The organism is Marinomonas aquiplantarum (genome assembly GCF_003314975.1).
In the GTDB taxonomy this organism is placed as follows: Bacteria; Pseudomonadota; Gammaproteobacteria; order Pseudomonadales; family Marinomonadaceae; genus Marinomonas; species Marinomonas aquiplantarum.
In genome coordinates, this window is sequence record NZ_QNRF01000004.1 from 313359 (window position 1) to 335401 (window position 22043).

The window sequence follows — 22043 nt, forward strand, 5'->3', positions numbered from 1 at the left end:
ACAGCTTAGCTGATTAAATGTACCAAGCCGAGCGTAATGCCTGGGAAAAGAACCAAAAGTGCGACCCTAACAAAGTCAGAAATTAGGAAAGGAACAACACCTTTAAAGCACTCTTTTAACTTTAGAGTGTCATCGAATGATTTAATGATAAAGACATTCATCCCGACAGGGGGAGTGATCAGACCGACTTCCACCACAATAAGGGCCAAGATGCCGAACCAAATACCCGCGTCAGCGACAGGAATACCAAAATCCATTGCGACAATGATAGGGAAGTAAATTGGGATGGTTAGCAAGATCATTGCCAAACTGTCCAAGAAACACCCCATGACTAAGTAAGTCAGTAGCATCAACGTCAAAATGGTATAAGGTGATAGCCCTGAGTTAGTGATTAACTCCACACCCACATCCGGTAATCTTGATAATGCAATGAAGACACTAAATAGATCCGCTCCCAATACGATGAAGAATATCATCGCAGAAGAAACAGCCGTTTTCATTAAACATACTAACAAGCCATCTAAGCGCATTTTACCGTGAGTTAAAGCCAAAATAGCCGTTAAAATAACCCCTACAGAAGCCGCCTCGGTTGGCGTAAAAAAGCCAAGATAGATGCCGCCTAGTACAATCAAGAAGATGATGGTGATGTGCCAAACGTCTTTCGTTGATTTTAGTTTTTGTGCAAAGGTTGTCTTTTCGCCACGTGGTCCAGATTCAGGAAAGATACGCACATAAATGGCGATGGCTAAAATATAACCGCCAGCGGCTAAGAAGCCTGGAACGAAGGCAGCAATAAACATTTTTGAGATATTTTGTTCCGTTAATACCGCAAAAATGATCAGTACCATAGAAGGGGGAATCAAAATCCCTAATGTCCCGCCCGCAGCAAGGGCGCCAGCGGCTAGGCTGCCAGAGTATTTCAGGCGCTTCATTTCAGGCAGTGCGACTTTACCCATGGTCGATGCGGTTGCTAAGGAAGAGCCACAAATTGCCCCGAACGCAGCACAACCCGCAATGGCGGCCATGGCAATACCGCCACGTTGACGACCAATCCAAGTGTTACAGGTGCGGAACAGTTCTGCAGTAATACCAGATCGTGTTGCCAGTTCCCCCATTAATAGAAACAAGGGCACAACAGATAAATCATAGCTAGAAAATTTAGAAACAGGGGCTGTCCCTAAATAGTTTAGTAAAGCAGGCATGCCACCAATCATGACATAACCAACGCCACCGCATACCAGCATAGCTAAAGCAATGGGGATACGGATGCTCATTAGCACCATTAGGGCTGCCATCATTAAAAAGGCCAGCTCAATATTACTCATGGTTGCCTCCACGAAGTGTGGTGTACAGTCTATTCAGACCACAAAATCCGCAAAGCAGCATGCAAATAACGCCAACGGTGAAAGTCCACCATGTGGGAAGTGCTAAAAGCATGGATTGCTCAAGGTATTCTTTCGCTTCGAAGCCACTTAGGGTCATTTGGTAAGCAAAAGTAAAAGAGACAGCAGTAAAAACAAGATCGCTGATGATCCCTAACGTGCGTATCGTGCTGGGTTTGCAATGCGCGGTAAAGAGATCAACAACTACATGGCCTTTTTGCTGATAACATTTGGGGAGGAAAAGAAAGATTGCCATTCCTAATCCCATTTCTGTAATCTCATAGTCACCGACGATAGATTGACCTATCGTGCTGCGACCGATAATGCTGGCAACCGTTACGATTGCCAGCATTAACATAATGAAACCACCCGTCAATGCGAAGATATTGGCAAGACGTTCTAATAAAAGATGTCTTGAAGTCGCCGTAAGTTGCATCATGTTTAAATCACCTAACTAACGAGAACTTAAAAGTTCTCGTACTTCTCGATCAGTGTTTTTGCTTTATCCAATAGACGCTCAGCATCGTAGCCGTCGTCATTCATGTCTTCAATCCATTGTTCAGTTACAGGCGTCAGTGTGTCTTTCCAGCGGTCGTACTCGGCGCCTTCAATAGTGTTGAAAGTGTTGCCATTGTCTACCGCATCTTTACGAGCACCAATTTCATAAGCATCGAATACGTCCCCAACAAAACCAGCAAGTGGCACGCCAGAGTTATCATCGATCACTTTTTTCAAATCATCAGGTAATTTGTTATATGACTTTTTGTTCATAGAGAAAATGAAGAATTGAGTGTAGAAACCACGATCACCTTTAAATTCAGTGTGATGTGGCGCTAGCTCATGAATCTTCATTGGTTTAACCACTTCAAACGGTAGGGCTGTTACATCAATGACCCCTTTTGAAAGTGCGCTTGGCATGGATGGTACTGGCATGAAAACAGTATTAGCTTTAAGGATATTAAGTGCGTCTGCCATCATTTTATTTGGCGAACGAACTTTCATGCCATCTAGGTCTTCTAGTTTTTTGATGTCTTTGGTTCGAGAGTGTAGAGAGCCTGGGAAATGGGTATGAAGAGTCAACAAATGAACATCTTTTAGTTCATCTTGCATTTCGGTTTCAGCATACTCTTGCATGGCCATACTGGTGATACGAGCGCTCAAAGGCATGAAAGGCAATTCAAACGCAGTTGCTTTTGGGAAACGACCTGGTGTGTAACCACCGACTGTCCAAGACATATCAACGATGCCTTTACGCGTTTGATCAAACAATTGCGGTGGTTTACCACCTAGTTGCATCGCCGGATAAATGTCAATGTGAATGCGGCCGTTCGATTCCGCTTCCACTTTGTCTGCCCAAGGTTGTAAGAAGTTTACTTGCGCATTCGAAACTGGCGGTAACATATGGTGAAGCTTGAATGTGTATTCAGCTTCTGCAAGGACGCTTGTCGATAGAGCGGCTCCAGCGACTAAAGCCAGCGCTTTTAGTTTTAAGTTTTTCATAATTTGCACCTTATTATTTTTGTCTTATCCAGTGTCAGTATAGTCAATTGCTTATATTGACGATCTCATGTGCCTAGTTGCTCCCGAGACTTAAAATCATTTTGGCCATAACCCCGTGCTAATTCAATCATATTGCGTATGACTTTTTTGCTTAGTGTATTCAAAAAAAGCAAGAGGGTGTAAAAAAACATGAAAATGTTTGCCAAATTAACTGTTGTAAGGTACAACAAGTTTTTGTTTTTTTACATTGCTTACAGCATAACAATAATACGAGGTGACAAGATGAGTAAGGTGATTTCTCTAGATCAGGCAGCAGGCCTAATTCAAGATGGTGCGTCAGTGGCTTGGTCTACGGTTGGCATGTCGTATTTTGCGGAAGCGGTCGCCAAAGCCGTAGAAAAACGTTTTGTCGAGACAGGCCATCCTCAGCAACTTACCCTTATTCACGATTGTGGTTGCGGTGATGGTAAAGATGCCGGAATGTCACATCTTGCTTACCCCAATTTAGTAAAGCGACTTATTTCAGGGCACACAGGTCAAGCCCCTAAAATGGCGCAGATGATTACTGACGACGCGATAGAAGCTTACCTATTGCCACAAGGGGTATTGACGACCATGTGGCGTCAGATTGCAGGCAATAAACCAGGTGTTATCACTAAAATAGGCATGGGAACTTACGTTGATCCTCTGGTGAGTGGTGGCAAGGTAACGGCTAAAACCAAAGAAGACTTGGTAAAGCGCATCAGTATCGAGGACGAAGACTGGCTATTGTTTAAGAAATTTCCACTGGATGTGGTCGTGATTCGCGCCACCACCGCGGATGAAGACGGCAACTTATCGGTTGAAGAAGAAGCCATGCTGGCGGAAATTTTGCCTATGGCACAAGCTGCGAAAAATAATGGCGGTATTGTGATAGCTCAAGTGAAATACATTGCTGAACGTCATTCGATACACCCAAAAGAAGTTAAAGTGCCCGGTGTATTGGTGGATTATGTCACCGTAGCGCCAGCAGATGATCACAAGCAAACCATTGGCAGTGTTTACAATCCAGGCTTGGCAGGTAATTCCCGAGTACCATTAAATGCTTTGCCTGCTATGCCTTTTAGCGCTCGAAAAGTCATAGCTCGTCGTGCCGCCATGGAGCTCGAAGCCAATGTGATGGTGAATTTAGGTATTGGTATGCCTGACGGTGTGGCGGCCATTGCGGCAGAAGAAAAGGTGTCGCACTTGTTTACCTTAACGACAGAGTTAGGCACTTATGGTGGTATTCCTGCTTCGGGTGCGGACTTTGGCGCAGCGTGGAATGCGGATGCCATTATTGAGCACGAAGCCCAGTTTGATTTTTATGACGGTGGCGGTTTGGATATTGCTTTCTTAGGGTTAGCGCAAGCTGATCAACAGGGGAATTTGAACGTCAGTAAGTTTGGTCCAAAAGTAGTTGGTCCAGGCGGCTTTATTAATATTTCACAGAGCGCGAAGAAAGTCGTTTTCTGCGGTACTTTGGTCAACGGTGCCAAGCTTGAGTTCAGTGAAGGTAAGGTACAAGTCATTGAAGAAGGTAAGGTGCAGAAATTTGTCAACGCCGTTGATCACATTACTTTTAGTGGTGATGTGGCGCGTGCGAATCATCAGCCAGTGGTGTTTGTTACTGAGCGTTGTGTGTTGGAACTACGCCAAGAAGGTATGGTGCTGACCGAAATGGCTCCCGGCTTGGATCTGGAAAAAGACGTACTAGCCGCTATGTCTTTCCGCCCTATTATTGCTGAGGATCTTAAAACCATGCCAGAAGCCATTTTTGCAGAACAATGGGGCGGGTTAAGCGAGATTATGTCAGCGCAAGGTCAATAACAATAATAACCAAATTTGAGGTACGAGTATGTCTATCAAAAATGTTGAAATCCCTTACGGTGCTTATTGGAGCACACCTTTTACCAAATGGCAGGGTTCTCTACAGCATCTGCACTCCATGAAATTTGCAGCACATGTGACCAAGCAGGAGTTGGCTAAACGCGACATTGATCCCACTGTATTTGACTCAGGTGTGTTGGGGATGACCATTAACCAATACCAATCTTTTAATGGTGCGCCTTGGCCTTTGTATGATGTTGGTGCGGTGAATACGGCCGGACATGCAGTGAATCAGGTATGTGCGACCAGTGCGCGGGGGTTATTTGCTGCCGCATCGGAAATTGTCTGTGGTATGGCCAATGTATCTTTATTAATGACGGCTGATCGTTGTTCGAATGGGCCGCATATATATTATCCGAATGCCAAAGGGCCTGCGGGCGCATCGGAAGATCAGGTTACTTACAACATGATGAATGATTGTGTTGGCGGCCACTCTATGATGCAAACCGGGGAAAATGTGGCGAAGCGTTTCGACATTACCCGTGAAGAATTGGATGCCGTCACTTTTCGACGTTACGAGCAGTATCAAGATGCTCTTAAAGACGATCAGGCGTTCCAAAAACGTTATATGACTTTGCCGTTATCAGTGCCGACGGCGAACTTCAAAAAAGAAGAGACGGTTGTCTATGGTGATGAAGGGGTCTTCCCAACCACCTTAGAAGGTCTGCAGAAGTTAAAATCCATTCAAGAAGGTGGGGTGATTACCTTTGGTAATCAAACACACCCGGCAGACGGTAATGCTTCGGCGATTTTATGCCGTTCTGAGGAGGTCGCGAGTTTAACGGCGCGCCCAGAAATAAAAATTGAAGTGCTAGGCTTTGGTCAAGCTCGAGATGATCTGGCTTATATGCCGGCTGCACCAATTGAGGCTGCAAAGCGAGCGCTTGCTGTGGCCGGTGTCGATATTAAAGACATTAAAGCCATCAAGACTCACAACCCATTTGCCGTCAACGATGTGGCGTTAGCGAAAGCGATGGATTTGGATGTGATGGCCATGAATAACTACGGTTGTTCTCTGATTTGGGGACACCCTCAAGGGCCAACTGGCATGCGTGCTGTGATTGAGCTGATTGAAGAGCTGGTTATTACGGGTGGCGGCTATGGTCTATTCACTGGTTGTGCCGCGGGTGACACTGGCATGGCGGTGGTTATTAAAGTGTCGGACCGTTAAAGAATGGTGTTGTGGCCGTGGGCTTAGGCTCACGGTTTTTTTTACACTAAAAAATATTGTTTTTAAATATAATAGTTTATTTTGACATTTGTTTAGTTACTAAACTATTATCGAGTAAATGACGTCAAGGGTGCGTTTTAGTGTTGAGCTTGGCGCTTGGCCCATAAACATAAAAATAGAGGCTTCACATGGTAACTTATGAATTTATTAACTTCTCTGTAGAGAATGGCATTGGGCATTTAGAGCTGAATCGTCCTGAAAAGAAAAACGCGATCAATGATAGCCTTTGTCTTGAAATCGAACATGTTTTTTTAAACCTTTCTGATGACGTCAATGTCATCGTTTTGTCTGGTAATGGTCCTGAGTTTTGCTCGGGTCTTGATCTGCGCGAGCATAAAGCTCGTGAACCCTTTGAAGTGGTTAAACACTCACAAATGTGGCATCGCGTATTTGGTCATATTCGTGACTCTGGCACACCGGTTGTCGCAGCGATGCATGGTGCGGTGATTGGCGGTGGTTTGGAACTTGCCATTTGTGCCCATGTTCGTGTCACAGAAGAAAACACCTTCTATCGTTTGCCAGAAGGGAAACACGGTATCTTTGTCGGTGGTGGTGCTTCGGTGAATGTGGCCAATGTGATTGGTGCGAGTCGTATGACAGAAATGATGTTAACAGGCCGTGATGTGGATGCCGAAGAAGGTCACCGTATCGGTTTAGGCCATTATGTGATGCCAACTGGTGAAGCGTTAAATAAAGCCTTTGAGATAGCCGAAGGTATTAATAAGAACTCCAAATACTCCAACTGGGCGATGACAACGGGTCTCAGTCGTATCAATAACATGTCAGGTCAAGAAGGCCTGTACACAGAATCACTCATCTGCGGTATTACGCAAACCAGTGAAGAGGTAAAAGCCCGTATTGATGCTTTTTTGAACCGTAAAAAATCCTAAGCCATGATTTTTTCTCAGAACAAAAACAAGATTCAGGAGTTATAGTATGCAAATTCAAGGTAAACACTTCATTGTCACAGGTTCGGCATCAGGGATTGGCGAAGCCGTTGCGCGTCGATTGCATGGCTTAGGTGCCAGCGTCACCTTGGCGGATGTGAATGAAACAGGTTTGGCTCGTGTGAAAGCGGACTTGGGTGAGCGAGTACAAGCTTGCATGACAGATATTGTTGATGAAGCGTCGGTACAGAAGACGGTTGATCAAGCCGTAGCCGAATTTGGTGCCATTGATGGTTTGATCAATTGTGCCGGTATTCCTGGTGCTGAGCGTGTCGTTGGACGAGAAGGCCCGCACAAACTGGCCAGTTTCCAGCGTGCCGTTTCGGTCAACCTTATTGGCACATTCAACATGATTCGTTTAGTCGCGGATAAAATGCAGCACAATGAGCAAGCGGATAACCTAGAGCGCGGCGTGATTATTAATACAGCATCGGTGGCGGCATTTGACGGGCAGATTGGTCAAGCAGGCTATGCAGCGTCAAAAGGTGGTGTTTGTGCGATGACTCTACCGATAGCGCGCGAATTAGCTCGTTTTGGTATTCGTGTTATGACGATTGCCCCAGGTTTATTTAAAACCCCAATGATGGATGTGTTACCAGAAGAAGTGCAGAAGTCGTTAGGAGAAGCCGTGCCATTCCCACCGCGTTTAGGGGAGCCAGATGAATATGCAGGTTTAGCTCAGCACATTATTGAAAACAGCATGTTGAATGGCGAAGTGATTCGCTTGGACGGTGCCATTCGAATGGCTGCCAAATAATAGGCGGCTCGGCTCAATGCTTAGTATTTGATAACGCAAGCTTGAGCCTCCGAGAGAATAACAATAATAGCGTTAGTGACGACGTCATTAATGACTCAAAAACACAACTTAAGCCACACAAAAACAAACAAAGTGGTTTTAGGAGCAGAACATGAGTGTTGGATTTCATCCTATTAAAGTAGTGGCCCATCCGATTGAGGTAATCAAACAGGATGATGGTGTGCAGATTATTAATAGTCAAAAGCCATTAGATGCTTTTGCTCGATGCTGGACAGATCAGTTGGAATATTGGGCGACAGAAGCCCCTGATCGTGTGTTTGTCGCCCAACGAGATGAGCAGGGCGAGTGGGATGAAATTACCTACTCTGAAGCCGTGACGCGAGCACGCCGTATTGCTTCTTGGTTACTGACTCAGCCTGTGTCCACGGAACGTCCGATTGTCTTCTTGTGTGGTAACAGTGCAGAGCATTTGATGTTGGCGTTGGCTGGCATGTATGTGGGCATTGCGCACTCACCTTTGTCACCTGCTTACTCCTTGATCGCTACGGATTACGCCAAGTTACAAGGCATTATGGACATTTTAACCCCTGGGTTAATCGTGGTAGATGAACTGGCACCTTATGAAAAAGCCATCAAAGCAGTGTGTCGAGATGAGCAAACGCCGGTCATGGTGATTAAGGGGGATACTCAGGCGCAGCAAATCGCAAACCCAACCATGTCTTATGAGGCGTGTTTAACTCTGCCGATCTCAGAACAAGTAGATGTGGAAAATGCCAAGGTCAATGGTGATACTGTGGCCAAGATCTTATTTACCTCTGGTACCACAGGTATGCCAAAAGGGGTCATCAACACGCAACGAATGATTTGTGCGAACCAAGTGATGATTCATCAAGTGATGCAATTTCTCAAAGATCAGCCGCCAATTATGGTGGATTGGCTACCTTGGAATCATACTTTTGGAGGCAATCATAATGTTGGTATTGCCTTGTATAACGGTGGCAGCTTGTATCTTGATGATGGTAAGCCAACGGAAAAACTATTCGATAAAACGTTGAAAAACTTAGCTGAGATCTCGCCAACTGTGTATTTCAATGTGCCAAAAGGCTTTGAATTGTTAGTGAAAAAGCTCAAGGAAGATGATGAGTTTGCGAAGAAATTCTTTTCACGTTTGCAGTTTACCTTTTTCGCTGCCGCAGGGTTAGCGCAGCATATTTGGGATGATTTGGATGCTTTGGCTATTCAGTATACCGGCAAGAAAATCCCTATGCTAACGGGACTGGGCTGTACTGAAACCGCACCTTCTGCCACTTTTGCTTCCGTAGAAGAGTCCACCTCTGGGGTGATTGGTGTACCAGCGCCTGGTGTGTCCATTAAACTGGTGCCAAACGAAGGCAAGTTAGAAGCGCGAGTCAAAGCGGTTACGGTTATGCCAGGTTACTGGCGTCAGCCTGAATTGACCACCAAGGCCTTTGACGAAGACGGTTACTACTGCTTAGGCGATGCCTTTGCTTACCTTGATGAACAAGCGCCGCAGCGCGGCTTCCGTTTTGATGGGCGAGTCTCTGAAGACTTTAAGCTCGACAGCGGTACTTGGGTCAGTGCGGGAACCTTGCGAGCTAAGTTCATCAGTGCGTTAGCGCCGTTTGCCCAAGACGTTGTGTTGTGTGGTACGAACCGTGGTTATATTACCGCAATGGTGTTTCCGGATTGGGCCCATTGCAAAGCCATCTTGCCTCATGATTTGGTTGAAACGAATGAAGAAGTGATTGCGCATGATGCGGTTCGACAAGCCTTTAAAGACAAGCTAGTGGAGTGTGCAAAACACAATACTGGCAGCTCGACCTTAGTAAAACGAATCATTTTACAAGCGGCACCACCGAGCATCGACGCACACGAAGTCACAGATAAAGGCTCTTTGAATCAACGCGCGGTGCAAACCAATCGTCAAGATCAAGTGGAACTCTTGTATCAAGAGCCAATCGCGCCACAAGTTATTAGCCTTTAAAATGTTTACGCATCAGCGAGAACTGCGCATTGAATGGGGCGATTGTGACCCAGCGGATATCGTCTTTTATCCGCGCTACTTCGCCTTCTTTGATGCTTCTACGGGGGCATTATTTGAGGCCATGGGATGTTCTTTAAGAGACGTTCGGAGACAAGCGAATCAGGTTGGCTTTCCTATGGTAGATACTCGTTCGCAGTTTTATAAACCTTCTAAATATGGCGACATCGTGCTTATCGAAAGCCAAATTAGCGAAGTTGGGCACGCCAGTTTTGGTATCCAGCATCGTTTGTTTAATGACGGCAAGTTGGCGGTTGAGTGCTCTGAAAAACGGGTTTGGGCAGGTCTGAATGAGCAAGGTGAATTAAAGGCACAAGCGATTCCTGATAGTGTCCGCAAGCGTATGCTAGCTTAGTGCATCAAGTGATTAGTAAAAGGCCGAATTGTTATTCGGCCTTTTTTGTATTTATTCTGAGCGAGTTTGGACACACAACTCAATAATGCGTTTGCCGCTGATTAATACAAAGCTTCCAACCGTAATGGCAAGTGCAGTTAGATGGAAAACATCGTCTAGTAAAAGCATATCCATATTTTGCTCCTCAGTGAGTGTTACCCATCAATAAAGCACATTCACTTGGTGTCGTCCATATTTTTTGCACTTTTTTGGTTTTTTAATCCTGTAATTTGCGCAATTGCTTTACGCCTTCTGTAGAGTCCATTGGGTGATTCCCTTATAGTTATTCAACTTCCTTTTGTCTTTGACCTCATTGCTTGGGGCTGCTGTCTAAATGATTCGTCTGCTATTGATTATCCGCTTATTAACCATGCCCTGTTTATGGATGAGTCTGGTGCAGTTTGTGTTTGCAGAACTGTCGTTTATGTTTTTCAAGGATAGGGTGGGCGAGGCTTTTTTTGTACCGGCTTTGACAACCTTTGCCTTTGCACTGCCACTCTTGTTTGCCTTTAAAAAATACCCCTTGCCTTCTGTCAATGTAAGAGAAGCTATGTTGTTTGCGTCATTAACTTGGCTCACAGTGGGGATGTTAGGCGCGATTCCAATTATCAATGTGACTCATGTGTCTTTTACCGATGGGGTATTTGAATCCATTAGTGCTTTGACCACGACGGGGGCAACCATCTTATCGGGTCTGGATGATATGCCACCAAGCTTTTTGATGTATCGCCAATTCTTACAGTGGATGGGAGGCTTGGGAGTGGTGATCTTTGTGGTCGCTATTTTACCTATGTTGAATATTGGTGGTATGCGTTTATTAAAAGCCGAAACGCCTGGGCCAATTAAAGACGAAAAGCTGTCTCCTAGAGTCTCCAGTACCACTCGCTATCTGTGGATGGTGTATTTGGCTATTACGGTGCTGTGCGCCATTGCTTACTATTTAGCTGGCATGTCTTTATTTGATGCCATTGGACACAGTTTCACCACCGTCTCGACAGGTGGTTTTTCAACCCATGATGCCAGTATGGGCTATTTTGATAGCCGTTTGATCTTGTGGATTTGTAACCTCTTTATGGTGTTGGGCGCGATCAATTTTGCCTTGCATTACCGTGTTTATATTGCACGTAGCATTAAGCTGTATTGGCAAGATGAGGAAACTCATGGTTTTGTGTGGGTCATTACCCTAGTGGCTTTATTATTGGGGCTATTTTTATTGCAAAGTCGGTCAGAAGAAGGCGTTTGGAATGCTATCACGCAAGCTTTCTTTCACGTCATTTCCTTTATCACCAGTACTGGTTTTGCCGCTACTGATTTTGGCGCTTGGCCTGCGGTGACGTCTATTGTGCTGATTTTTGTGGGCTACATAGGTGGTTGCGCAGGTTCGACGGCTGGCGGTAATAAAGTCATTCGTAACATCATTTCGCTAAAGTCCATTAGTATGGAAGTGAAGCGCCTTGTACACCCTAATGGCGTGTTTACCATGAAGTTTCAAGGACGCAGAATTAGTGATGATGTGCGTCATTCTGTGATGGGGTTTATGTGTGTGGCGGCCATTATCACGGTAATCTTTACGTTATTATTGATGGCGACGGGCATGAGTTTTATGGCGTCGCTAAGTGCCACTGCTGCTTGCTTAAATGTGCTTGGGCCAGGCTTTGCTGAATTGGGTAATAACTTTGCGCCTTTAAGCGACACAGGAACCTGGCTAATGAGCTTTGCCATGATTCTTGGTCGCTTAGAGTATTTCACCGTGCTGGTGTTGTTTTTACCCGCACTGTGGCGTCATTAACACATTTGCTGGTGCGAACATTAAAGGTTAGTTACAGACAGTTCATCGTTCAGATTAACGTCGCTTGGTTCCAGTTCCACAGCGATGCTTTTTGACGTTGGTGTGTTGCTAAACTCGCCATGACTATCCAGTGGTACTAATGGATTGGTTTCAGGGTAATAAGCAGCTAAGTTGCCAGCAGGGATGCTGTAGGGCACGAGTTTAAAACCGTCTATTTTACGAACCACTCCGTCGTTCCAGAGAGAACGGATGCTGACTTTTTGACCTTCTCGATAGCCTAATCGTTTTATGTCTGCAGGGTTGATAAAGACCACCTTACGTTCATTTTTAATACCACGATATCGATCGTTTAAACCATAGATGGTTGTGTTGTATTGGTCATGAGAGCGTAGCGTTTGCAGAATAAAGCTCTTCTCGGTCAGCAAGCCTTTGGTTTGCTTTGGCAAAATGGAATCTGGTAGAGGGTGGCTATGCAAAATGGCTTTACCAGCTGGTGTGTTCCAGTTTCTTTCTCTGGCACTGTTGCCTAAATAGAAACCGCCATCTTTTAAAATACGTTGATTGAAGTTTGAAAAGCCAGGCACAACCGCCGCAATGTGCTCGCGAATGATGTCGTAATCTGCGATCAGAGATGCCCATTCAACCGGATGGTTGCCAAGTGTCGCTTCTGCTATACCGGCTATGATAGCGGGTTCGGATTTTTGTAAATCACTCATGGGTTCTAATACGCCACCGGATGCGTGAATCATACTGAATGAGTCTTCTACTGTGACTTTTTGTGGCCCATTGGCCTGATGGTCGATGTCGGTTCGACCAAGACAAGGCAAGATCAGAGCTTCTTTGCCGGTAATCAGATGGGATCGATTTAATTTTGTACTGATTTGCACGGTTAGGTCGCATTTTTCTAGAGCCGTGGCAGTGGCTTGGGAATCGGGGGTAGCCGCTGCAAAGTTGCCTCCTAGGGCGATAAACACCTTCACTTTCCCATCGCGCATAGCTCGAATGGTATCGACCACAGCGAGTCCTTCTTGTTGTGGTGGCGTGAAGTGGAAGCGTTTCTCCATAGCGTCAAGAAAGGCCTGAGAAGGGCGTTCATTAATGCCCATCGTGCGGTCACCTTGAACATTGCTGTGGCCGCGAACCGGACACGCACCGGCACCTGGTTTACCAAGGTTGCCACGTAAGGCCAATAGATTGACGATTTCATGAATGGTGGCCACAGAGTGATGATGTTGAGTGATGCCCATGGCCCAAGTAATGATCACACTGTTGGCGTTTGCATAGACCTCAGCGGCCTGCTGTATTTCATTTCGTGTTAAGCCTGCTTGATTAAGGATTTCATCCCACGAAGTTTGTTTTACTTGCTCAAGATAGGGCGTCATACCCTGAGTATGTTGAGCAATAAAATCATGATCAAAGATGGCTTTGCCTTCACGTTGAGCGTTTTCTTCCATTTCGATCAAGACTTTCACCATACCTCGAACGACCGCCATATCGCCGCCAATTTTAGGCGTGTAGTAAGCGGTATTGGTTGGTTTTGAAGAATTGGTCAACATTTCGATAGGGCTTTGTGGGTTCTGAAAACGCTCTAAGCCCCGTTCTTTTAAGGTATTGAAAGTGAGTAATTGCGCGCCACGTTGTACCACTTCTTTCAAAGTTTCTAACATGCGAGGGTGGTTGGTGCCGGGGTTCTGACCAAATACGAACACCGCATCGGCGCGTTCAAAATCGTCTATTTCTATGGTGCCTTTGCCAATGCCGATGCTGCTGGTTAGGCCATAGCCACTGGCTTCGTGACACATGTTTGAGCAATCAGGGAAGTTGTTTGTACCGTAAGCACGAGCAAATAGTTGATAGAGAAAAGCCGCTTCATTACTGGCTCGGCCAGACGTATAGAAGGCCGCATTATCTGGTGAATTTTGACTTTTTAGCGCCTCGGCAATTTGACTGAAAGCTTGCGTCCAAGAGATGGCTTCGTAGTGATCGGTAGCAGGGTTATAACGCATGGGTTCGGTTAAGCGCCCCTGATATTCTAAGAAGTAATCGCTTTGCGTCTTCAGCCAAGTCACACTGTGCTGGGCCATGAACCCAGCGTCCACCTTACGAGACGTGGCTTCCCAGTTCACTGCCTTAGCCCCATTTTCACAAAAGCGAATTTTGGCTGGATCGTGTTTTTCGCCCCAGGCACAGCCTGGGCAATCGAAGCCTTGTGGTTGGTTGGTTTTTAACAGAGTGAAAATATTGCGTGTGGCGTTTTCACTCTTCAGCCAATGTTGTGCTGTGCTTTTCAGCGCTCCCCAGCCGCCAGCAGGTCCTTTATAAGGGCTATAAGTATGCGTTTTATCGGTCATCTTGATTATCCTTTCGAGCGGTTGGGGCAAAGAATCTTGGCTCATTTTGTTTGGTAAGGTGGATTAGGGTCAAGCCATATTGATTAGCAAGTTTGACGGCAAGGTGGCTTGGTGAAGCAAGATGGATTAGATGAGACAATCCTGCTCTAACAGCTTTTTGAATCAATTCTGTGCTGCATCGACTGGACATAACAATACTATGATTGTGCAAGCTTATGCCTTGGCGCGCGGCGTAGCCAATGATTTTATCCAGGCAGTTATGTCGACCTATGTCTTCCATGCAAACCAGAGTGTCGCCTCGTTCAGATAGCAGCAAAGCCGCGTGCAATGCGCCGGTTTTCTGACCCAGCTGTTGCGCCTGATTGAGTCGACTCCTTAGGTCGCCAAGCAATTCTGCTGATAAACACTTAGATGGCTCTAATGGCATTAATGATGGGAAAGCTTGATCAAGTGATTCAATACCACATAATCCGCAACCACTGGCCCCAAGGTGAATTTTGCGCTTGCTTTTAAATTCACTAAAGCGTCGACTACTGATGATCAAATTGATGTGTATGCCGTCAATATTCCGTGAGCTGTTATGCGGTTGTATGTCGATGTCACGAACATCTTGTTGGTGTTGGATGAGGCCTTCGCTCAAAGCATAACCGAGTGCGAATTCTTCCACATTTACTGGCGTGATCATGATCACCGCATAGGCAATGTCATTAATACTGAGGCTTAGAGGTACTTCTTCTACAAGATCGACATAGGCTAGCTCAAGAGAATCCGCTTCCCCTGAAAATTTCGTACTGCAGTAGCCATGAAACTTCATTGAATCGAGTGACATAAGTGACCTTGTCGAAGGATGAAAATCAAACTTCATAGTACGTAGGCGAAAGTTTCTCGTCTATGGTTTTGTGGTGAAAAGAAGGTGCATTTTTGCTGCTGGAATTGACCACTGTCTATTGGCCAAGGGATTGCTTGGAAGAGGTGTTTATTTAAACAATGAAATACCGTATTCTAGCGCCCTCAAATAAAATGACGTGTTTTTTGTATGTATTTTGTAAATAATGTCTCAGATCAGGCATCAAGGGAGATTTTTACGCAACAAGAGTGGCAGTCAAAACAGACATACGACACAGTATGTGCAGGTTTTGTCTTACGTCCTGTTTAACATAGAGAAAGTGTGTGACGTTGTGTTCAGTAAGTAGTTGGGCTTTTCAATAGTCCACATTTCCTTATGAGTTTTTATATGCCGTTTTTAAAACGCCTTTCGCGTTGGGTCCTAGATGACCAGCGAGCTTGGCTAGCCATTATCGTGGCTGTTTTTTTGCTATTTTTATGGGTTTATCGAGCACTGGTTTCTCCTTCAGAAACCAATCCTAAAGACTACGTTCTGCCGACTAGCTCAACCAGTACCAGTATTCAAAAGCATCTTATTGAACCTTCGGATAGTGATGATGTCGAGTTTGAATCCTTGTTGACTACTGATCCGATAGAGGAGGTGGAGCAAGCCAGTGTCGCCCCGCCAAGCATCGACTATGTCATCAAGCCTGGAGACACCTTAGCGAAAATCTTCTCTCGTTTTGGTTTGTCTCGTGAATCCATGTACTCTGTTTTAGAAGCTGACCAAGAATACTTGGTACTGGAACCCTTACTGCCGAATAATCGCTTTACCTTTAAGCTAGACAGTGACGGTCAGCTGCAAACCCTGACTCGACGCATTGATATCAGTAAAAGTGTGTCTTACGTTCGTCATGGAAGTGGTGGCTTTACTTATCAAGAAGACATTAAGCCCATTCGTTATACGCAGACCAGTATACACAGCAAGATAACAGGCAACTTCTATTTGTCGGCGAAGAAAGTCGGCTTATCGGATAACAACATTTTAATCATTCATGATGTGTTAAAAGGGCGTGTGAATTTCCGCAAGGATTTACGTGCGAATGACGAATTTGATTTGATCGTCAAGAACGGCAGCATTGATGGTGTTTCTGTAGGCGATACTCAAATTGAGGCTTTGCAGTTTAAAGTTCAGGGTAAAATCTACCGCGCTTTTTTACACTCTGATGGACGTTTTTATGATCAAGATGGTAATAGCCTGACCCCCGCCTTATTACGCTGGCCAACGGCGAAACATTACCGTATTAGTTCACCTTTTAATGCTAATCGCCTTCACCCTATTACTGGACATCCTGCACCCCATAATGGGGTTGACCTAGCGACACCTGTCGGCACAAAAATCCTTGCGACTGGCGATGGTGTGGTAACACGAGTGGCCACACACAAATACGCGGGGAAATACATAGTGATTGATTACACTGGGCCTTACGGCTCTCGTTTTTTGCATTTGAACAAAATATTGGTGAAAAAAGGTCAGAAGGTAAAACGAGGTCAAGTGATTGCTTTATCAGGCAACACTGGACGAACCACAGGAGCGCATTTGCATTACGAATTGCATGTTCGAGGTCGCCCAGTCAACCCAATGACCGCTAAAATTCCAACGGCCAAATCTGTCCCTGCAGACCAAAGAGACGAATACAATCGAAACGTCGTGCAGTGGATTGAAATGATGGCGAAAGATGAGCCTACGGTTACAGATTAAAGCCCACCTGCTTCCTAAATTAGATTGGTTTATCCACGAGAACAATAGGGTGGCCTTGTGAGCAGGTTTCAATTCGCGCTTCGACCTTGTAAGCCAGAGCGATATTTTCAGTGGTTAAACTGTTTTTAGGGTTTCCAATGCTCAATATGTTGCCCTGATGCAATAAGATAACTTGGTCGCAATAACGCAAAGCCAAATTGATATCATGGCTGATCAGTAAGGCAATCGAGTTCTGTGAATTGACTTCCTCTCGAATGGTATTCAATACCTGCATTTGCCAGTTAAGATCCAGAGCACTGGTTGGTTCATCTAACAAATACAGCTTAGGATGACGCACAAGTGCCTGCGCTAAACTAATCATTTGCTTTTGACCACCAGACAATTTATGCATTGGATAGAATGCTAAATGGGCTATGCTCAGGCGCTCAAATACCTCTTCAATAAGGTGTTCTTGATTGTGTTGTTGAAGCGCTGAAGCGGCACTCTTAATTACTTCATAGGCCAGTAAACTGTTACCTTGAGGTAGCGTTTGTGGAACATAACCAATGTTTTTTAAACGCTCGTATTGATGCATTTTAGCAAGCTCCATACCTTCCAAATAAGCATGCCCTTGATAAGGGATTAGCCCCGCTAAACTTTTTACAAAGGTGGATTTACCTGCGCCGTTTTGACCTAATAAAGCGACTAAACTCCCCGGCTTTATAGTATCTGTCGTGATGTTCGATAGGACTTGTTTAGTGCCGTAAGCGACACCAATATTATTCAATTCTAAACTCATATTGGATTGCGCTTTTGATGTTGATAGATAAGAGCAATAAAGAATGGTATTCCTACGAGTGCGGTAACCATGCCAATGGGAAGTACCAAACCAGGGATAAAGCCTTTACTGACGATCGAGGCGAGAGACAGCAGCAGAGCACCACATAAGGTGCTGGCAACAATAAAAAATCGATGACTTTCGCCAATGATCATTCGAGCAATATGCGGAGCCACTAAGCCAATAAAACCAATTTCACCAACGAAGGCAAGAGCAACTGCGGTTACTAAACTTACACGTATTAGGGTCATTAACCTTAGTCGTTTGACATTGATCCCCATACTCTGAGCTTGTTCTTCACCACTGCGAAGTATCGTCATAGACCAAGCATGACGTAAGCTGATGAAAAAGCATAAGAGTAAAACAAAACTGACAATGAAGGCTTTTTCTAAGTCAGCTCTTGCGAGACTTCCCATGGTCCAAAATACGATTTGCTGGAGCTCACCTTCTTCTGCAATAAATTGAATGACACCGACCATGGCGTTTAATCCAAACATTAATGCGATACCAAATAGTAATACACTTTGAATACTGCCACCTAAGCTGTTGGCAACCCCAAGAATAATGAGTGACGTCAAACAGGCTAAGGAAAAAGCAAAGATAGGTAATAAATATGTCTGGCTAATACCATAGTCACTAAAATCAAAAACGATGGCTAAGGATGCGCCAAAAGTGGCAGCTGAACCGACGCCAAGAGTGAATGGGCTTGCCAATGGATTGTTTAGTGCGGTTTGCATTTCCGCCCCAGCTAAACCTAGAGACGCTCCGACTAAAATAGCCATAAGTGCATAGGGCAATCGAATATCCCAAATAATAACCTGCTGAGACATGGATAATGAGTTGGGAGACCAAATGCCCTTTATTAAATCGACATAAGTAAGAGAAGAAGGTCCTGTCGCTAGGTCGTACAACAATGCCACCACAATACCTATGGTTAATAGGGTCAAAAACAGCATGCGCGTGCCGACATGATGACGATACTGATTAGCCAGAGAGTCCGACGGACTAGGTGATTTTTTGAATAGTTGAAAAAGCAATGATGATAGCCAATTTTTCTTATTCATGAACAGCCTTAGAAAGCTTTGTCCAATAAACGCCTGTTAGCGGTATCGCCTGGAAGTGATTGAAAAAGTACTGCAATGTCGCGTCGGGATTTAGATCTTGAAATGCCTCTGGGTATAGCCATTTGGCGACAACTTGTACAGCAACAACGTTTAATGGTGAATTATAGAAACCATGCCAAAGTGCATAACTTTGCTGTGTTTGAAAAGCCATCAATGATGTTAGGTTATAGCGAATTAACGCTTGATGTAGAGATTGTTCTGCGTATTTTTCAGGAACACCTGCTCCGAGCATTACATAGGGAAGTTCATCATCAGGACTTTCTTTAGGCATACCTTTTGACCCAACGGCCGTGGCGATATAAACATCTGGTTGTTGTGCTAATAGGTATTCTTGGTTCATGATGCCGGCGACACCAGGAACGACCGACAACGCAATGTTATTGCCTCCAGCCGTATCAATAAAATCCGCCATCATTCCTCGACTCATGGTTTCACAGCAAGCGCTTAATACGCCGACACGACTATGAATGAATACTCGCTTCTTTTGTGTCGGAGATAACTTGCTAATGGTCGTAGTGACTTTGTTAAGCTGTTGTTTATAGTAGCGGATAAAATGTTTAGCTTGCGCTTCTTTGCCTAAGACCTTTCCTAGAAGCATTAAACTGATTGGAGTGTTTTTCAACGGCGCCTTTCTAAAATCAACAAAAATAACTTTAATACCTGCTTTTTCAAGGATTTTAATAGTATTGGCATGGCGCGCATTAGGGCCATGCCCATCAAGACTAAAAATGGCTAAGTCTGCTTTTAATTCTATGGCGCTTTCTATACTAAAACTGTCCGCTGAAGAGCGACCAATAATGGGGATGTTATCAATTTCTGGGAAGCGTTTTTGGTATTCAAGATAGCTGCCGTAATCTACCCATTCGAGTTTGGATAGCATACCTGCAATGGGTTTAATTGGATTATCCTGATCTAGTATAGACAAGGCATGTAGATAGCGACTATCACCCAAAATAACTCTTTTTGGCTGCTCAGAAAAGGTGATTTTTCGATTTGCTAAATCGGTTACAGTAAAGGGCTTTTGTTCAGCGTAAATCACTGAGCTTAAAGTAATGAGTAGCAAAAATGCCAAGCATAATCTGATGTTGTTTAACGTAAATGAAGATACCATGGTAAGAAAATCTCCTTGTACTAAAAAGCCAACGTTTATGACTAAACGCTGGCGAAAGGGGAAAGAGGGTTATGACTAGAATTTCAGTGCAGCACTTAAGCGAATGTCGCGACCGGCGGCAGCCGAACCTGAAATGCTTTCCCAGCCAGCATTTGATGTGTAGTCTTCAACACTGGCGTGGCTTAGGTATTGTTTGTCAAAAAGATTATTAATGGTCAAAGAAAGAGTTAATTGATCGTCTCCCAATGGCAGCCATTTGGCATAAAGGTTATGAACTGCATAGCCAGGTTTATCAAGCTCTAAGTCTGTTGTTCCTACCGTTTGCTGAATATTATGGAGGCCTTTTACAAATTCAGCGGACCAGCCAGCTTCAAATGTGTTGCTTACTTGATAATCTAGGCTCAATACTAAAGTATCGCCTATTGAGGTTGCTGTAGAGCCATATACATAACGTGTGACAATCTGGTCATTCGCTTTGGTGTCGGCACTATGGAAGTGAAGGCCGGCTAACAGTTTGTTCATCTGATAAGTTAGATCCAGATAGAAACCTTCTGTTTCAATATCAAAATCATAATTATCAGACACTTTAGACCAAGGCAGCTCAGTTCCTATTCCGTCCTCAATGGTCGATTTATAAATACCCGCTCCAATGGCTAATTGATTTTTTCGGTAATTGACGCCTAATTCAAGATTTTTGGCGGTTTCTGCTTGTAAATCATCGGCGTTACTAATGCCAGAAGAGAGTTTATAAGCATCTTTTATTTCTGGACCACGAAGCGCTTGAGCGTAGTTTGCGGTTACATTTAAAGTATCGTTAATGTGATAAACCGTTCCAATGTTAGGAGATAATCCACCTTCAGAAAATTCACTTCCATTTACATCGGTAAGTTCATATTGGTCATAACGAGCGCCAGCAGAGAGCATCAATTTTGGGGTCACTTCAATATTATCTTGAATATAGATGCCCACTACGGTGCCTTTTTCTACGTATTCCGTTGTTTCTGCGAAATAGCTTTCATCATCTCGATAGTTTAAGCCGTACGTCAATTCATGCTGCTTGATTAGGCTAGTGTTTTCTAACGTAAGGCCAATCGTTTCGACGTTGCCGGTGTACTTTGTACCGGTATATTCACGGCTTTGTTCATTGTTGGTTTGGTAAACAGTCACTTTGGTATCAAGCAAATCATTGTCAAAATCAGTGAATCGATAATTTAACGTTGTGGTTTGTCTGTCTCCTGAAGTGGGTTCTGCAACGTTTCTAGCGCTGGCAAAATGTTCTGGCTTGTACAAAACATCCCCTTCTTCGGTTAAGTTTTCATGTGTGATCGAAAGCGTTTGTTCATCTGTGAGGTGAGTTTTGATTTTTAAGAAACCAAGAGTCTCATCCAGTTCTGTCCCTTTGATTTCGTTGTCATCAGCGTCTTCATAATTGTCATGACTTGAGTCTGTCAAATGAAGCATTGCTTCTGTTTTAGCGGATGATGTTCGACCATAAATAGTGGCGCTGTTTTTAATACCGTCCCCATTGCTACTTATGGTCGATTTCAATAACACACCAAGGTTTTGATCGTCTTTTAATAAATCGCTTGGGTCTTTGGTGATAAAACGAACCGAACCTCCTAGCGCTCCAGGACCAGACGTAGCACTGGCCGCTCCAGCTTCTATTTCGACGCGTTTCAATAACTCTGGCTCGATGCTAATACGTCCAGCATGATGAAATATGCCGCCGGCTTGTTCAGCACCATCAATGGTAATGTTTAGAGAGTCTTCACCTATGTTACGTACATAGATTTTTTGGCCCATTTTGACAGAGCCGCCAGCGGTAACTTCACTTTTGTTGCGAAATAATCCCTCAAGGTCAGTTGTTTGGCTGTTTTCTATGTCTTCGGAAGAGATGGCTTGATCCAGCTCAGTGATGGCGCGACCTTCTACTTTTAGCTCATCAAGAACGGTTGCATCCTCCGCAATCGCTTGGGTTGATAAAACGGCTTGGAAGATGGCTGTGGCCAAAAGAGACTTAGTAAATACGCGACAGGAAGACATAATTAACCTCTATAAATGAGAATTGTTTACATTGTTTGAA

At 44.5% G+C, this 22043-nt stretch carries 18 protein-coding genes; 8 read left to right on the plus strand and 10 right to left on the minus strand.

The annotated features are described in order from the left end of the window. Positions 1-5: 5 nt before the first annotated feature. Genes DFP76_RS09745 through DFP76_RS09755 form a run of 3 tightly spaced genes read right to left on the minus strand, consistent with a single transcriptional unit; the run spans position 6 to position 2882 of the window. The gene (locus DFP76_RS09745; protein ID WP_113874447.1) at positions 6-1325 is read right to left on the minus strand and encodes a TRAP transporter large permease; all 1320 of its coding nucleotides are present in this window, start codon (positions 1323-1325) and stop codon (positions 6-8) included. Next, complete coding sequence (locus tag DFP76_RS09750) at positions 1318-1821, minus strand: TRAP transporter small permease (protein WP_245931912.1); 504 nt, start codon at positions 1819-1821, stop codon at positions 1318-1320. Before DFP76_RS09750 ends, DFP76_RS09745 begins: the two co-directional genes overlap by 8 nt. Positions 1822-1847: 26 nt before the next feature. Further along, positions 1848-2882 (minus strand): TRAP transporter substrate-binding protein, encoded by a 1035-nt coding sequence (locus DFP76_RS09755; protein ID WP_113874448.1) that lies wholly within the window; start codon positions 2880-2882, stop codon positions 1848-1850. A 282-nt stretch (positions 2883-3164) separates the two neighbouring features. On the opposite strand from DFP76_RS09755, the gene DFP76_RS09760 reads away from it, so the two are divergent. From DFP76_RS09760 to DFP76_RS09785, 6 genes are all read left to right on the plus strand, one after another. Next, positions 3165-4730: an acyl CoA:acetate/3-ketoacid CoA transferase gene (locus DFP76_RS09760; RefSeq protein WP_113874449.1), complete on the plus strand. Its 1566-nt coding sequence runs from the start codon at positions 3165-3167 to the stop codon at positions 4728-4730. 28 nt (positions 4731-4758) lie between these two features. Then, the gene (locus tag DFP76_RS09765; protein ID WP_113874450.1) at positions 4759-5961 is read left to right on the plus strand and encodes a thiolase family protein; all 1203 of its coding nucleotides are present in this window, start codon (positions 4759-4761) and stop codon (positions 5959-5961) included. A gap of 188 nt (positions 5962-6149) precedes the next feature. Further along, on the plus strand, positions 6150-6911 hold the full coding sequence (locus DFP76_RS09770) for a crotonase/enoyl-CoA hydratase family protein (protein WP_113874451.1): 762 nt from the start codon (positions 6150-6152) through the stop codon (positions 6909-6911). Positions 6912-6957: 46 nt separating this feature from the next. After that, positions 6958-7725: an SDR family NAD(P)-dependent oxidoreductase gene (locus DFP76_RS09775; RefSeq protein ID WP_113874452.1), complete on the plus strand. Its 768-nt coding sequence runs from the start codon at positions 6958-6960 to the stop codon at positions 7723-7725. Positions 7726-7876: 151 nt separating this feature from the next. Beyond that, on the plus strand, positions 7877-9730 hold the full coding sequence (locus DFP76_RS09780) for a feruloyl-CoA synthase (protein WP_113874453.1): 1854 nt from the start codon (positions 7877-7879) through the stop codon (positions 9728-9730). A 1-nt stretch (position 9731) separates the two neighbouring features. Continuing rightward, positions 9732-10142: an acyl-CoA thioesterase gene (locus DFP76_RS09785; protein WP_113874454.1), complete on the plus strand. Its 411-nt coding sequence runs from the start codon at positions 9732-9734 to the stop codon at positions 10140-10142. Positions 10143-10193: 51 nt separating this feature from the next. On the opposite strand, the gene DFP76_RS18345 is transcribed toward DFP76_RS09785, so the two are convergent. Beyond that, positions 10194-10316 carry a hypothetical protein gene (locus DFP76_RS18345; RefSeq protein WP_281269733.1) on the minus strand — a complete coding sequence of 41 codons (123 nt, stop codon included), beginning with the start codon at positions 10314-10316 and terminating at the stop codon, positions 10194-10196. Between the two features lie 199 nt (positions 10317-10515). Between DFP76_RS18345 and DFP76_RS09790 the strand changes: the two genes are divergently transcribed. After that, a complete protein-coding gene (locus tag DFP76_RS09790; RefSeq protein WP_113874455.1) occupies positions 10516-11970 on the plus strand; it encodes a TrkH family potassium uptake protein in 1455 nt (484 codons plus the stop codon). Between the two features lie 20 nt (positions 11971-11990). On the opposite strand, the gene DFP76_RS09795 is transcribed toward DFP76_RS09790, so the two are convergent. After that, positions 11991-14321, minus strand: a complete 2331-nt coding sequence (locus DFP76_RS09795; protein WP_113874456.1) for an FdhF/YdeP family oxidoreductase — start codon at positions 14319-14321, stop codon at positions 11991-11993. Further along, on the minus strand, positions 14311-15150 hold the full coding sequence (gene fdhD, locus DFP76_RS09800) for a formate dehydrogenase accessory sulfurtransferase FdhD (RefSeq protein ID WP_113874457.1): 840 nt from the start codon (positions 15148-15150) through the stop codon (positions 14311-14313). The genes DFP76_RS09795 and fdhD overlap by 11 nt, the downstream gene beginning before the upstream one ends. 405 nt (positions 15151-15555) lie before the next feature. Between fdhD and DFP76_RS09805 the strand changes: the two genes are divergently transcribed. Beyond that, positions 15556-16908: a peptidoglycan DD-metalloendopeptidase family protein gene (locus tag DFP76_RS09805; RefSeq protein WP_113874458.1), complete on the plus strand. Its 1353-nt coding sequence runs from the start codon at positions 15556-15558 to the stop codon at positions 16906-16908. Positions 16909-16927: 19 nt separating this feature from the next. On the opposite strand, the gene DFP76_RS09810 is transcribed toward DFP76_RS09805, so the two are convergent. The 4 genes from DFP76_RS09810 to DFP76_RS09825 form a co-directional block, all read right to left on the minus strand. Beyond that, a complete protein-coding gene (locus tag DFP76_RS09810; protein ID WP_113874459.1) occupies positions 16928-17686 on the minus strand; it encodes an ABC transporter ATP-binding protein in 759 nt (252 codons plus the stop codon). Further along, entirely contained in the window at positions 17683-18789 is a 1107-nt protein-coding gene (locus DFP76_RS09815; RefSeq protein WP_113874460.1) for a FecCD family ABC transporter permease, read from the minus strand. The genes DFP76_RS09810 and DFP76_RS09815 overlap by 4 nt, the downstream gene beginning before the upstream one ends. Then, positions 18782-19960, minus strand: coding sequence for an ABC transporter substrate-binding protein (locus tag DFP76_RS09820; RefSeq protein WP_113874461.1), 1179 nt, complete (start codon positions 19958-19960; stop codon positions 18782-18784). Before DFP76_RS09820 ends, DFP76_RS09815 begins: the two co-directional genes overlap by 8 nt. Before the next feature lie 75 nt (positions 19961-20035). After that, positions 20036-22003 carry a TonB-dependent receptor domain-containing protein gene (locus DFP76_RS09825; protein WP_113874462.1) on the minus strand — a complete coding sequence of 656 codons (1968 nt, stop codon included), beginning with the start codon at positions 22001-22003 and terminating at the stop codon, positions 20036-20038. Positions 22004-22043 lie beyond the last annotated feature (40 nt).

Coding starts and splice junctions, on each gene's coding strand:
- DFP76_RS09795 (WP_113874456.1), bottom strand. CDS start 14,321: ATGACCGATAAAACGCATACTTATAGCCCTTATAAAGGACCTGCTGGC.
- DFP76_RS09825 (WP_113874462.1), bottom strand. CDS start 22,003: ATGTCTTCCTGTCGCGTATTTACTAAGTCTCTTTTGGCCACAGCCATC.
- DFP76_RS09790 (WP_113874455.1), top strand. CDS start 10,516: ATGATTCGTCTGCTATTGATTATCCGCTTATTAACCATGCCCTGTTTA.
- DFP76_RS09805 (WP_113874458.1), top strand. CDS start 15,556: ATGCCGTTTTTAAAACGCCTTTCGCGTTGGGTCCTAGATGACCAGCGA.
- DFP76_RS09765 (WP_113874450.1), top strand. CDS start 4,759: ATGTCTATCAAAAATGTTGAAATCCCTTACGGTGCTTATTGGAGCACA.
- DFP76_RS18345 (WP_281269733.1), bottom strand. CDS start 10,316: ATGGATATGCTTTTACTAGACGATGTTTTCCATCTAACTGCACTTGCC.
- DFP76_RS09815 (WP_113874460.1), bottom strand. CDS start 18,789: ATGAATAAGAAAAATTGGCTATCATCATTGCTTTTTCAACTATTCAAA.
- DFP76_RS09770 (WP_113874451.1), top strand. CDS start 6,150: ATGGTAACTTATGAATTTATTAACTTCTCTGTAGAGAATGGCATTGGG.
- DFP76_RS09820 (WP_113874461.1), bottom strand. CDS start 19,960: ATGGTATCTTCATTTACGTTAAACAACATCAGATTATGCTTGGCATTT.
- DFP76_RS09755 (WP_113874448.1), bottom strand. CDS start 2,882: ATGAAAAACTTAAAACTAAAAGCGCTGGCTTTAGTCGCTGGAGCCGCT.
- DFP76_RS09780 (WP_113874453.1), top strand. CDS start 7,877: ATGAGTGTTGGATTTCATCCTATTAAAGTAGTGGCCCATCCGATTGAG.
- DFP76_RS09775 (WP_113874452.1), top strand. CDS start 6,958: ATGCAAATTCAAGGTAAACACTTCATTGTCACAGGTTCGGCATCAGGG.
- DFP76_RS09760 (WP_113874449.1), top strand. CDS start 3,165: ATGAGTAAGGTGATTTCTCTAGATCAGGCAGCAGGCCTAATTCAAGAT.
- DFP76_RS09810 (WP_113874459.1), bottom strand. CDS start 17,686: ATGAGTTTAGAATTGAATAATATTGGTGTCGCTTACGGCACTAAACAA.
- fdhD (WP_113874457.1), bottom strand. CDS start 15,150: ATGTCACTCGATTCAATGAAGTTTCATGGCTACTGCAGTACGAAATTT.
- DFP76_RS09750 (WP_245931912.1), bottom strand. CDS start 1,821: ATGATGCAACTTACGGCGACTTCAAGACATCTTTTATTAGAACGTCTT.
- DFP76_RS09745 (WP_113874447.1), bottom strand. CDS start 1,325: ATGAGTAATATTGAGCTGGCCTTTTTAATGATGGCAGCCCTAATGGTG.
- DFP76_RS09785 (WP_113874454.1), top strand. CDS start 9,732: ATGTTTACGCATCAGCGAGAACTGCGCATTGAATGGGGCGATTGTGAC.